Origin of the sequence: Puia sp. (genome assembly GCF_035546395.1) — a bacterium.
Taxonomy (GTDB): Bacteria; Bacteroidota; Bacteroidia; order Chitinophagales; family Chitinophagaceae; genus Puia.
In genome coordinates this window covers 826,991-839,188 of record NZ_DASZXR010000016.1, presented here as the reverse complement: position 1 = coordinate 839,188, position 12,198 = coordinate 826,991, and the positions used below count along the sequence as shown (strand labels likewise).

At 51.0% G+C, this 12,198-nt stretch carries 15 protein-coding genes; 6 read left to right on the top strand and 9 right to left on the bottom strand.

Features of this window, described 5'->3' with window-relative positions:
- The first annotated feature begins 233 nt into the window (after window positions 1-233).
- The gene (locus VHE34_RS24640; protein WP_325592913.1) at window positions 234-836 is read left to right on the top strand and encodes a hypothetical protein; all 603 of its coding nucleotides are present in this window, start codon (window positions 234-236) and stop codon (window positions 834-836) included.
- Window positions 837-1,085: 249 nt separating this feature from the next.
- Here the strand turns inward: VHE34_RS24640 and VHE34_RS31230 are convergent, their stop codons facing one another.
- The 4 genes from VHE34_RS31230 to VHE34_RS24625 form a co-directional block, all read right to left on the bottom strand.
- The gene (locus VHE34_RS31230) at window positions 1,086-1,241 is read right to left on the bottom strand and encodes an AAA family ATPase (RefSeq protein WP_414709924.1); all 156 of its coding nucleotides are present in this window, start codon (window positions 1,239-1,241) and stop codon (window positions 1,086-1,088) included.
- 459 nt (window positions 1,242-1,700) lie between these two features.
- Window positions 1,701-2,024 carry a hypothetical protein gene (locus tag VHE34_RS24635; protein WP_325592911.1) on the bottom strand — a complete coding sequence of 108 codons (324 nt, stop codon included), beginning with the start codon at window positions 2,022-2,024 and terminating at the stop codon, window positions 1,701-1,703.
- A gap of 229 nt (window positions 2,025-2,253) precedes the next feature.
- Window positions 2,254-2,646 carry a DoxX family protein gene (locus VHE34_RS24630; protein WP_325592909.1) on the bottom strand — a complete coding sequence of 131 codons (393 nt, stop codon included), beginning with the start codon at window positions 2,644-2,646 and terminating at the stop codon, window positions 2,254-2,256.
- Between the two features lie 67 nt (window positions 2,647-2,713).
- Complete coding sequence (locus VHE34_RS24625; protein WP_325592906.1) at window positions 2,714-3,514, bottom strand: helix-turn-helix transcriptional regulator; 801 nt, start codon at window positions 3,512-3,514, stop codon at window positions 2,714-2,716.
- 520 nt (window positions 3,515-4,034) lie between these two features.
- Between VHE34_RS24625 and VHE34_RS24620 the strand changes: the two genes are divergently transcribed.
- Window positions 4,035-4,238 (top strand): hypothetical protein, encoded by a 204-nt coding sequence (locus VHE34_RS24620; RefSeq protein ID WP_325592904.1) that lies wholly within the window; start codon window positions 4,035-4,037, stop codon window positions 4,236-4,238.
- 230 nt (window positions 4,239-4,468) lie between these two features.
- Here the strand turns inward: VHE34_RS24620 and VHE34_RS24615 are convergent, their stop codons facing one another.
- Entirely contained in the window at window positions 4,469-4,978 is a 510-nt protein-coding gene (locus VHE34_RS24615; protein WP_325592902.1) for a hypothetical protein, read from the bottom strand.
- Window positions 4,979-5,301: 323 nt separating this feature from the next.
- Complete coding sequence (locus VHE34_RS24610; protein WP_325592900.1) at window positions 5,302-5,502, bottom strand: hypothetical protein; 201 nt, start codon at window positions 5,500-5,502, stop codon at window positions 5,302-5,304.
- An 82-nt stretch (window positions 5,503-5,584) separates the two neighbouring features.
- Here VHE34_RS24610 and VHE34_RS24605 point away from each other — a divergent pair, with 82 nt between their 5' ends.
- Window positions 5,585-7,264, top strand: coding sequence for a GMC family oxidoreductase (locus VHE34_RS24605; RefSeq protein WP_325592899.1), 1,680 nt, complete (start codon window positions 5,585-5,587; stop codon window positions 7,262-7,264).
- Between the two features lie 318 nt (window positions 7,265-7,582).
- A complete protein-coding gene (locus VHE34_RS24600) occupies window positions 7,583-7,966 on the top strand; it encodes a YrdB family protein (protein WP_325592897.1) in 384 nt (127 codons plus the stop codon).
- Window positions 7,967-8,074: 108 nt separating this feature from the next.
- Here VHE34_RS24600 and VHE34_RS24595 read toward each other — a convergent pair whose 3' ends face one another.
- Window positions 8,075-8,446, bottom strand: a complete 372-nt coding sequence (locus VHE34_RS24595) for a hypothetical protein (protein ID WP_325592895.1) — start codon at window positions 8,444-8,446, stop codon at window positions 8,075-8,077.
- Between the two features lie 131 nt (window positions 8,447-8,577).
- Here VHE34_RS24595 and VHE34_RS24590 point away from each other — a divergent pair, with 131 nt between their 5' ends.
- Window positions 8,578-8,943 (top strand): SnoaL-like domain-containing protein, encoded by a 366-nt coding sequence (locus VHE34_RS24590; protein ID WP_325592893.1) that lies wholly within the window; start codon window positions 8,578-8,580, stop codon window positions 8,941-8,943.
- Between the two features lie 114 nt (window positions 8,944-9,057).
- Here VHE34_RS24590 and VHE34_RS24585 read toward each other — a convergent pair whose 3' ends face one another.
- A complete protein-coding gene (locus VHE34_RS24585; RefSeq protein ID WP_325592891.1) occupies window positions 9,058-10,896 on the bottom strand; it encodes a cytochrome c in 1,839 nt (612 codons plus the stop codon).
- A 9-nt stretch (window positions 10,897-10,905) separates the two neighbouring features.
- Window positions 10,906-11,493, bottom strand: a complete 588-nt coding sequence (locus tag VHE34_RS24580; RefSeq protein WP_325592889.1) for a sigma-70 family RNA polymerase sigma factor — start codon at window positions 11,491-11,493, stop codon at window positions 10,906-10,908.
- 82 nt (window positions 11,494-11,575) lie between these two features.
- On the opposite strand from VHE34_RS24580, the gene VHE34_RS24575 reads away from it, so the two are divergent.
- On the top strand, window positions 11,576-12,184 hold the full coding sequence (locus tag VHE34_RS24575; protein ID WP_325592887.1) for a DUF1684 domain-containing protein: 609 nt from the start codon (window positions 11,576-11,578) through the stop codon (window positions 12,182-12,184).
- The last annotated feature ends 14 nt before the right edge of the window (window positions 12,185-12,198 follow it).

Here is a 12,198-nt window from a genome sequence, read left to right as displayed (position 1 = left end):
CGGCCTTTAGCCGGACTGGTAATTTATGCCACACGTAATGATATTGAAGACCGGCGTTCTAAACCAATATTCTATTGTAAACTGAAACAGAGGCAAAAATTTGCGTATTTTTCGGCGGGCGACCTGAACACAGACTGAAAAAATCTAGGGCATTATGGCTAAATAAGTGCTAAAATAGATGGGAGGTGTTCAATCCCGGCATTTCGAAGCGGAGTGACAATAATATCCACCGCATGTCGTTTGAAAAGATAACCTGGCATATCCGTATAAAATCCTTACCCATGTCTTTTCACCCGCGGCCAACCGGCATTCTCCTCTTCCTCGCTGTAACTTCCCTTTTTTTGACCGCTGGATGCATAAGAACCAGCATTCCGATTCCGCATCCCCCCGCCACTACTCCTCCTTCCAATACACCTGGCGGAACCTTCTCAGGGACCTTTGCCGATACTGCCTGGACAGCAAATTACTATACCGCATATTTTTATCAAAGCCGGGGTTTGTATAAATTCATCGGCGTTGCCAACAGAGCGAACGGGGACAGCGCCTACGTAGTTATCATGTTTGTTGGCCCTTTTCAACTCAATCAACCCATTGGGACAAACACGAATGCGGATATTTATTACACGAATTGGCTGGGTACATTTGATTGGGATGCCGGCAACAGCTCGGGCAACCAACTCTCCTATGTGAATGTCACCGCATATGATCCTGCCAGCCGCACCATCGCAGGCACGTTCTACGGCTCTCTGGGCGACGCAATGCCCAATAATACCGACCCAAACAAGATCACCATCAAAAATGGCGCTTTCAACCTCACATATACGCTTCAACCATAAGGGCCCGCGAGATGCCAAAAAGTTGGGAGGCGATTTGCATGGTCAGGTGTTCATTCTCCGGAGCCTGTTCCCGGGCAACCAGCTGGGTAGAAGGAGGAATTGGCTTTAATTTATATTGGGCCGCCCGTTTCGGTCAATTCAAGCTCCTTCCCTTCCAGTTTGAGGGAATACTTCAATAGAATTTACCAGTGAGAAAACAGTTGAAAATTATAAGGTTTCCTATAACCCCGGCTGGCGTGGTTTTCTAATTCAGCAGAAACCTCTGGTATCGTCCAATGCTGCCCGCCGGATATCGAGATTTTCCAGGGATATATATTTCTTATCTGGAAATGTGGCTCGAGCGAGAGTTGACTTTCCACTCTGCCGTGGACCGGTAAGGGCAATCGCCTTGAACTGGCTGGCCATTTTCTTTAATGTAGCTTCTGAATCGCGGGTGATCGTGTACGATTGGGAATTAGATTCCCAAAAATACAAACACTATCCTAAACTATTTATAGCCAATTGAATATATAATTCAACTTGTTATTTTTCAGCTATTTAGTTCCCGAATTAGTGATAATAGTCGAGCAAGGTGTTCGATGCGGAGTCCCCTCACCTCAATGAGTTGCAGGGCCAATATTATTGATACCTGAAGGGGAATCGAACCTTCTTAAATGACGGGAGCCTCCTTATTCAGAAAAGGACCACTCCTGTTTCTCTTTGACGCGACCAAATAACAGGCGCATACCGTGCTTACCTTTGTGGTTTGTTCTGCCATTGTTTTATCTGCCGGCGCCTCGAAACCAACCCAAATTGACAAAAGTCTCCTTGCCACCACCGAGCGAAACAGGAATATTTGCGCTATTGACATCCATACTCAAAATGTCAGTTGCATCTGAATGTCACTAAAGACGATCTGTTCATCTGGATCACGATCTTTTTATCGACCATAAATTTTCTAACAAGCAGATCGCCATTCAACACATTGAAGAGGTCCTTACCCATTGACGGAATGCCTACGGTACTCTCGACTTTTCCATTCGAGATCTCTAAATCGAAGGAGAAGTTGACATTCTTTCTATTATCGACCGCCTGCAGCTCTATTTTGCTAAAGGCGAGCTGCTGCTCTTCATTCATGGCCTTTTTTAGCAAGATCCTCATAGCCGGTAAATACTTCGTCCAAAGCGCAATGGACTTCCCTTCATTCATAAATATTCGCGATTTAAATTGTGATTGGGGCCTTTCTAAGCGGTTGAATAAGCAATGATACGCTATATGCAGCTGAAATAGCCTACTTTAACGCATAATTTGAAATAATAGTGTCTGCCTTCCGATTCACCCTCTCTCTTTTTGTCCATAAATCCACCCGGAAAAACAGCATTTCAGCCCAAAAGTACCCGTCTACGAGTTGGCCGGTTTGTGCCAAAAATATTGCTGGCTAGGCAATTACACCTTTCTTGTTGATGATGGCCAGATATACAAGAACACCGATCAATAATACATTGAACTCCACGCCATTTCTACCCGCGCCCACAACAAACCAGCCTGCAGCCGCATGAATCATAATGATGCCAGCCACTAAAATAGGGACGGTGACGATGGCAGTGAGCCGTATGTAGCGATTTAGAATGAGCAGTATTGCACAGGCCACGTGCGAAAGCTTAATAGCCCAGGCCAGCGGCAACCCAATTGGAGCAAACCCCGCTCCATGCAAATACTGGTTACCGAAGTTATTTACGGCGCCTGTAAAAATGCTGAGGAAACCATGCATAAAAAACACGGCAGCCAGGGTAATTCGCAGAACGAGAGTGGGGGTGATAATTCTTTCCATGATGCGGTGCGTTTAACGCAATTTAAGTAGAACCTCATGATCAGAATTGTAAAAAAACGACAGCCACTCAACCGGTGTATAGAAAGGATGAACTTTCTGCGCCTACACTTTTGTTGCGCACAAAATTGTACGGCGTCATCCCGGCAAATTCCTGAAACTCTTTAATGAAATGCGATTGATCCGTATAGCCGAGTTCAAAGGCAATGGAAGTAAGTTCGCTATAGTCGGCTGCAGCGAGCCGGGTAAGCGCCAGCTCGAATCGCGAAATCCGCTCATATCTTTTTAAAGGTATGCCAACCTGCTTTTTAAATCTGCGCTGCAACTGCCGTTCTGATATCCTCAACGAGGAAGCGAGCATCTCCATATCACCAACTCCTCCCTTTTTGTGAATGATGCTTTGAACCGTAGAGTCCAAAGACGCCTTCGCCATTTTCTCGAGCAAGAAACTGTCTAAGACTGCCACACGGACCAGATGCGTTCTGTTTCTCAGGCGCTCAGCAAGATTACACCTGTAAACCATGTTGATGTCGGGCATCTGATTCGTTAGCTCATCGGCACCCATTCCGAAAAATGTGGTAATTGCGTGCGGATAAAAGCTTACTCCGAAATGCGAAAAGGCGCCGTGCATAAAGACCTCAGTCGGCCGCGTACGCACACCTTTCAGGTAACAAAGCGGCATTTCTTCGCCTGTTTCATCATGTATGATCGGCTCAAAACAATCTGTATCTTGAAAGATTAATCGCGGGTGGCGGTCGCCAAAACTTAGGATATTCAACCGCGAAGTGGAGAATTGGCGCCCGTCAAGACTCCAGTAGTAGCGCACCAGGTTTCTGAGTAAGTCAGCAGGAGCATATTGATGGTAGTGCATGGCGACTCATTTAATCATTTTCATTTCATTCCCTTCTGCAAACCGTTCTTCCACTGCATCAAATGTTCCTTTACCGAAACAGCCGATCCGGATGGCAGATTGCAACTCGCACAATTACTTGTCACATAGTTCTTGACATCCTCCGTCTGCCACACGGAGCCGCCCCTCACGCCCGGGCAGGCCACATAGGGTCCGATCAATCCCGGATAAAATCGTACGTATTCGGAGGTTGGTTGTACCACCGGCCTTCAAGCAGTAACTCGATGCGGGTAACGGACCCGGGCTTCTTCTTTTGCAACGCGATCCGGCGGAGGCTGAATTAAAGGATGTTTGGGTACAAAGGTAATGGCTGGACGGAAGATACAACGCGCAATTGGCGAGGTAAAATCACTAAGTTTGTCCCATCCACACGACAAAATTGACTTCCCGTGCCCACCACTAAAAAACAGGCCAAAATTGGCGGCATCCAGGCCGCCCCAGCCCTTTTCGACCTCCACCGCACTATCGACATCGTCTGCGAATGGATCGACGCGTCATCTATTCTCCCATGGGAGAGATCCTTGCCGGCCCGCTTTGGAACGAGGAAGGCCTCCTCACGGCAGAGCTCGACCCGGCACTGCTGGCAAAAAGCAAGCTGGATTTCGACTGTGTTGGACACTACGCCCGCCCTGACGTTTTTGGCCTCACCGTCAACGGACAGCCGGAGACTATTCCCATGCGATGATCCGCCGGCGGGCAGATAATCGATCCGTATTTCGACGCCGTCGCCCAAGTGAAACCACCAGCAAGATTATCGTTCTGGCCGCTTCCTGCAAAAAAGGTCAGGCACGATAGAAAGATAAAGGTCAATGCAATTTGCATTGATCGCCATTTAATGGGGAGCAGGAACTCGGGGAAATGCATACGCCAGTACAAGGAGAATACCGCCCATGGGAGGGTCTTCATGTTTTGTATTCACGATGGAACTGTTAGATTTGACAACATTTTCGCCCAATTTTTTGCCCGGCCTTCCAGTTCCGGGATTTCATAGATGCTATTGATCGTATTACGATAGAAATGCACGGCCATCGGCGCGCCGCCCGTGGTGAATTCGAATTCCAACGAAATGGACTTCAGAAACTCTTCGGGTTTGTTCCGCTTATATTCCTGACTATTGATGGCGCCATATACCTTTTTCACTGTGCATGCCGCGATCTCCCGGAGGTCGATGACCCGGGTATTATATTCTTCAGCGCGTTGTTCCGTGATCAAGAGTTTTCTTTTGGGCCCGTCAAGACCCAGGACCTTGTCTGGTAAGACTTCCTGGCCTGTAAACGAAAGGTCGTGAACGATGCCGGCGTTTTTGAAGAATGAGAAAATGCTGTTCTTTCGCGCCTTTAGCTGATTATTGCGCATGATGACAAGGATTGTAATAATGATGGAAACGGTGAGGACCAAAATGAATACGATCGTCAAGTGTGACATGACGTATAGATTAAGAAAGGGGATGGTCAGTCAATATCGTTGACTGGCATTGGATGATTGCTGTAGAAGGCTTAAACTGCTGGAGAAGTGCGGAAATCTTTGAAAGTAGAAAAGGAGTATAGTTCCCGGCAGAAGGGGAAAAATTCGGTGAATGAGTCGATATAATTCAATTTACTGCCCACATTGCAAACCTAGCAACTAAACCGGCAAATGGCAACTCGCAAGTCTTATTTATAAGTTAAAAGTAGCGGAAAGCGATCTCGCGAATAAGGTTGTCGATAGGACGTCTCGTACAGCTTCACGATAAAGTTGCCTTTCAGATGTCATGACGGTTCCCGGTATACCGCCACCGGGCCTTTTAACTTTCGATCGGTCCTCGGAGTTTGCCTTGGGGGCGGCAATACCGGGTTGGAAGGGTCTGTCTGAATGGTGTCTTTTCGGGCATGCTCCTGGGCGGAGGCGTTACGACCGGTGAAGATCAACAGGACGGTTAGTAGGATAAATGGGGTTAAGGATGCTTTCATACATGTCGGGATAAGGCTTTTCATCCTGTAGTGCAAGTCCTGACCGCTCATGATTCGGCAATCATCCCTATCTTTATTGGGTATGGCAAACAACGAATACGACGCTATCGTCATCGGCTCGGGGATCAGCGGTGGAGTGGCCGCAAAGGAGTTGACGGAGAAAGGGCTAAAAACCATCCTGCTGGAGCGTGGGATGAACATCGAGCACGTCAAAGATTACACGGAAGCAGCTAAGGAGGCCTGGGATTACCCTCATCGGGGCGACCGCACGCAACAGATGATTAAAGACTATCCCGTGCTCGGTCGAAAGTATCCGTTAAATGAAAGGAATCTTTCCTGGTGGGCCAGCGACAAGGACAGTCCATACACCGAAGTCAAACGCTTCGATTGGTTCCGGGGATACCATGTTGGCGGCCGTTCCCTTTTGTGGGGAAGACAGACTTATCGTTGGAGTGATATGTATTTCGAAGAGAACGCAAAACAAGGAATCGCGATCGACTGGCCGGTCCGGTACAAAGATATTGAACCATGGTACGACTACGTAGAGCGTTATGCCGGGATAAGCGGATCGAAGGAAGGACTGCCCGAACTGCCCGACAGCCGGTTCCTGCCGCCGATGGAAATGAATTGTGTAGAGAAGGACCTGGCCGGGCGGATAAAAAAGCAGTTCAATGGGAACCGCAAGATCATCATCGGCCGTTGTGCGCACGCCACCGTGCCTATGGATGGCCGGCAGTGCCAGTTCCGCAACAAGTGCTGGTATGGTTGCCCTTTTGGCGGGTATTTCAGTACGCAATCCGTAACCCTCCCGGCGGCGATGAAGACCGGTAATCTCACCCTTCGGCCCTGGTCGATCGTGACGCAGATATTGTTTGACAAGGATACCAAACGCGCCGCTGGTGTCGAAGTGTTGGACGCCGAAACGATGAAGACCTACAGGTACAAGGCAAAAATCGTCTTCCTCAACGCCTCTACCCTCAACAGCGCCTGGATACTCATGAACTCCGCCACCGATATCTGGCCGGGAGGACTGGGTAGCAGTTCGGGCGAACTGGGACATAACGTCATGGATCATCATCAGGGCCTGGGGGCCAGCGGCAGGGTAGAAGGCTATCTTGATAAATATGTTTACGGCCGGCGGGCCAATGGCATCTATATTCCCCGTTTTCGGAACTTTTTTGGCGATAAGCGGGACTACTTGCGGGGATTCGGCTACCAGGGTGGGGCTACCCGCCGGCGGGGCGAGGCAGGAGCCGGCGATTCCATCGGCGCAGAACTGAAAGAGGCCATGTCCGAACCCGGCCCCTGGACGTTCAGCCTCGATGCCTTTGGTGAGATTCTTCCTTATCACGACAATAAGATCACCCTCGACAAAACGAGAAAAGATAAATGGGGCTTGAATGTACTCGCCATGGATTGTGAGCTGAAGGAAAATGAACGGATGATGCGTAAGGACATGCTCGATGATGCCAAAGAAATGCTGGAAGCACTTGGCGTCAAAGACATTGAAACCATTGATGATAATGATAGCCCCTATCCCGGACGCAGTATCCATGAAATGGGCACCGCCAGGATGGGTGCCGATCCCAGGACATCAGTTTTAAACAAGTGGAATCAGGTTTGGGACGCCCCAAACGTCTTTGTCACCGATGGCTCCTTCATGACATCGTCGGCCTGCCAGAATCCAAGTCTTACTTACATGGCTTTTACCGCTCGCGCAGCCGACTATGCGGTCCAGGAGTTAAAAAAGGGGAATTTATAGAGAAGCGGTCACCTCCGGCTTTACAACACCCTGACGACTCCTATCAGGATATTCAGGGTGGGCATTGCCTGTGTGTAATCGTGCGATGTGCTGCAGCAGGATAGTTGAGTGGCATTTGTATTCGCCGTCCATGGCGGGACGCCAGGCGACCCGAGGTTCGGGTGGAACGGCAGCTTTCACAGTTCCCCAGCCCCCGCCGGCACCTATGTGTATTTCATCGAATTGCAGTTCGCGGACGGCACCAGGCAATCGTACAAGGGAACGATCATTTTGATTCGGTAAACATTATTCTAATTAAATTCACCATAAAACAAGCCGATGAATACCCACCCTGTCAATCTCCTCGTCCGCTTTCTCCTCGAGTTGGCCATGCTGGCCGTGATATCCATTTGGGGCTATCACCGCTTCCCCGGTTGGCAGGGCGTCGCAACGGCCATCGCTCTTCCCCTCGCGGCAGCGATCCTTTGGGGTGTCTTCCGGATTCCGAATGACCCACGTCCAGCGCCGGTCGCCATCCCCGGACCGCTCCGCCTGCTGCTCGAATGGGCACTCTTTGCCGGGGCGGTCTGGGCATTGGAAGACATGGGATATGACACCGGCGCATGGTTACTGGCAGGAATGCTGGTTGCTCATTACCTTGTCAGCTATGACCGTACCGCCGCGATGTTCCGGAATAGACCATACAAGGGGTTTGTTAGGTAATTGCCGGCCACTTATGAAACAGGCGAACGGTCCGAATCGTCGACTGAAAGCAGCGATAGTGCCAAATCAGAAATAAAAGGGAAATACTGGATAAAACCAGGAAGTCCCCTACCTCCCCAACAATCCCCCCGGCACCCGCAACCCCTCTTCCCCCGCCAGCACCTTGCGCATCACCTTCTGCAACGCCTGCGGGATCCGATCGATCTCAACCGGCGCAAGCGGCTGCAACAGTTCAATAAACTCATCGTCCTCATCATAGTAACCAAACTGCAATATCCATTTATCCCCCGTCTGCAACCGAATTGCCATCTCCTGGTCCTCCGCCTCCTTATACAACTTAACAATAGCCCACTGCTGGTCGTCCTCCTCTTCAAAGGAGACGTCGACCGATTTCTGTTTCACCACTGCCGTCACGATCTGTTCCACCAGGGTCCCGGATTGGTCGCGGACGAGTTCTTCGTAAGTCTTTTTCTTTGCCATAACTATCGCAAAGATAACCCGGCCGGTATAAAATGACATAAAATCAGCGGCCAAACGGGCAAAAACCTCCTGACATAAGGCTGTCACTCCCCCTCCTGACCTTTGTCCCATAAACAATCAATCAGAAAATTATGACAACACAAGAGCTCGCCAGCCGCTACCAGCAACTAATGACCGAACGGAAGTTCCTCGAGATCCAGGACACCTTCTACGCCCAGGACGTCATATGCCAGGAAATGGAAAAAGCGACGGCCATGGGGCTGGCCGTGATCACCCAGGGCCTGGAAGCCGTCAAGGCTAAAGGGATCGCCCGCCGGGCAACCATCGAAACGATCCATAGCTACTATTGCAGCGAACCCCTCGTCGCGGGCGAATTCTTCAGCGTCGTTCTGCGGCAGGATATTACGTTCAAAGGCAGGCCCCGCACGACAGTCGAAGAGATCGGCATCTTTCAGGTAAAGGACGGAAAGATCGTCAAAGAACAGTTTTTCTACTAAGCGCCAATCGTGTACCAATCCACCATAAAATCAGCCGCCCCAAGTCACCAAAGACCGACCCTCGCCCAAGGCGCCAAAGAACAAGCTCCAAACCGCTGACAATCAGCGGTTTTTTTATCGCGGCATAATCAACCTGGCCACAATCCTCACAGTATCACTTCCCCCCAACTCGCCGCAATCACAATCGCAATGAAGCGGCTTGAACCTCGCGATCGCCGCCAGTGCCGTATCTATCGCCCGGATCCGCACGGCATTCCGTGAATCCGCGACCCGAATATTCAGTTGGTTGAGGTCGAGATGATTGATGGCAGCAGTAATCTCCTCCTTTGTCATCGGCACCGGCTGTAAGCTGATATTCTGCTGCCGGGCCGTTAGGAACGATCGGATCGCAAACACCGGTTTACCCCGATATTCACCCGTCGCAAAGACATACGCCTGTTCCCCCCACGGTAATGGAATTTGGCCATCTTCGGTGAGAAAGCCGAATTCCATCTTACTGTCTTTCAGAAAACCGCCCTCGGAAAATATCTTCCGCCCGGGCAGGACAAGAAATACATTCACTTCCGACGCAAAGGGCGGCGTCACCCGAACCCGCAATTCACTGGGCACGACGCCCGGCAGGTCTTTCAACAGCACATCGACATTATACCAGCCAAAGCCTTCCACCGTGAATTGATAGTATATCGAGGGGCGCTCCGCCGGTATTACGATTGCAGGCATTGCAGATGGCGCAACCGTGTCGGCTACGATGGAGTCAGGGGCGTCCCCGATGACTTGAACGCTCGTATCGTCGTGGAGAATGATATCCGTGCGCGGGCCATTGGCCTGAATAAGTGTCTCCCGGTTCTTCTCAAGCGCGCCAGCAAGCCGATTATACCGGCGGCAGCTGTCCAGCTCGCGGGTGTAATTCGGTACCCGGTTGCTATCGATCAGCTGGCTCTCATTGGCGATGTAGTCCATCATATTTCGGATGTCCCTGTCACTTAGGTTGGGAAAGGTATTCATCGGGGTCTTGTTGAAGATATTGTAGATATACCGGGCATAGCAATCGCCGGAAGCCAGCACCGGGGTGTTGTTCCGGATAAAGTCGTTGATCCATTTTTGGGGCCGCCGCTGGTAAATATAGCCCAAAGCAGGTCCGATTACAGCAGCCCGGATCGAATGACAGGACCGGCAGTTGGTCTCAAAAAGACGTTTACCATCAGCGATTGCCCGTCGCCGGGAACTATCTTCTATCCCCAGCCGGCCGGAAGAGTCCCCCAACGGCCGCGGATCGGTCCAATTGACCTTCCCTTTTTCATCAACCACCCCCTTGTACAATTGCATGTTGTCCTCCATCCGCAAACTGGGTAAGGCTACGCCGATCGGCCGGACGATCCTCGCCGAACTACCCGCCACAGGCCGGATATCGATCATCCCTCCGCTGCTCAGCGGCTTACCGTTGCTCTGCGTAAGCAGGCCATAGCGCAGCATATCTGCGATCGTATACGCCTCTTTGATCTCGAGCCTCACCGGTTCCGCCCCGCCGGCGTCGATACTGCCGGCTGGAAGGTGAATCTTCGCCCCATGCGCCGTGCACAGCAGGGTATCCCGCCTGGTATCGATAGCATATACTTCACCGTGCGTCGCCGTGAGCACTCCCGGTACAATACCCATCCGGCGATCATGACGGGTAAGGAACACGACGGCAACAAGCCCAACGACGGCGAGTCCCAGCCCGAATCCACCCCAGCGATACCCAATACGGCGGTAAAAACGCCGCTTTGCACCAAGAATGGCGCTGGCGAGACTCGCGCGCTCCAACCCAGCCCGGATATCCTGCTGTAATTGTACGGCCTCACGCAGAAAAGCATCTCCGGCCAGTTGCGCTTCAAAAGCGGCCAAGTCGTCAGGTGATAGCTCGCCATTCAAATATTGTTCAATGCGTTCCATCAAATCAAGTTCGGGTCTCATGTTGGTGGATTAATGGGTTTGCGTTTGATGTTGAAGTTCCTTTAGCCGCGTGCGCGCCGCCTCGAGACATTTGTACTTTTGGTTCTTGGCGCTATTCTCCGAACCAAAGCCCATTTTCGCCGCGATCTCTTTCAGGGAAAGCCGGCTATAATAGAATATCAGCAGCAGTTCCCGGCAGCGGTCCTTGAGTTCGTTGAGTGCCTGTTCCGCAAGCCGGATGCGGGATTCATGCTGAAGGTGGACGTACAGGTCAACCTCTTCGGTTACTGTAAGGCCGCCTTTCGAGGTAATATCCGATGCGCCCTCGGCCTGGGGATCAAACGGCACCTGCTGTCGTCGTTTGCGTAACTGTTCTGTCCAAAGGAAATGGCAGACGCCGTACAAATAGGTGGAAAGCCGGGCAGATAGCCGGAAGTCTTTTTTCACCTTGCCGATCAGGATCATCAACGCCTCCTGGAAGACGTCTTCTGCGTCCTTCGTGCTGCCGCCACGCGACCGGACCAGTTTTCGGATAGCAGGGAAGTTTCGATATAACGCGTTCAGGGCCAGATCATTCTTTCCGGTACGGATCAGCTCGAGGATGGTTTGGTCGTCCATTTTTTGGGGTCATTTATACTATATATGACGGAAGCTAAAAAAAGTCACCTGCCTTGGCCGGAATATTTTTACATTCGGCGCTATGAAACCCTGCACGGTCATCATCCAGCTATTGCTCCTATTCTCATCCACTGCTAAACTCACCCACGCACAGACTCCATACATCGACTCGATGCAGGCCTGGCGAAACAACTACGTCAACACCCACGAGCTGCTGAAGACCCCCGAAGAACGGAGCCTGCTGCGCTTTTACCCGCTCGACGCCGCATACAAAGTGGAATGTACATTTGAAAAGGTGTCCAACAGTCCCTGGTTACCCATGCCGACCTCCGGCACAGTGACAAAAATGGCGCGAAAATACGGAGTTCTCTCCTTTCGGCTGCACGACACGGTAATGCACCTGGTCGTATTTCAAATGCAGCAACTCCTGGCAAAGGAAGGGACCAAAGACTATTTGTTCGTCGGCTTTACCGATGCCACCAGCGCCCTCGATACCTACGGCGCCGGTCGCTACATCGACTGTACGACAGCCGACATTCATGGCGATCGGATGACCCTCGATTTCAACAAAGCCTATAACCCCTACTGCGCATACACCACCGGTTATAACTGCCCGATACCGCCAAGAGAGAACGATCTGCCGGTGGCCATCCTGGCCGGAGAGAAGAATTACGGGAAAAAGGTTCATTAAGATTTCGATTTGAA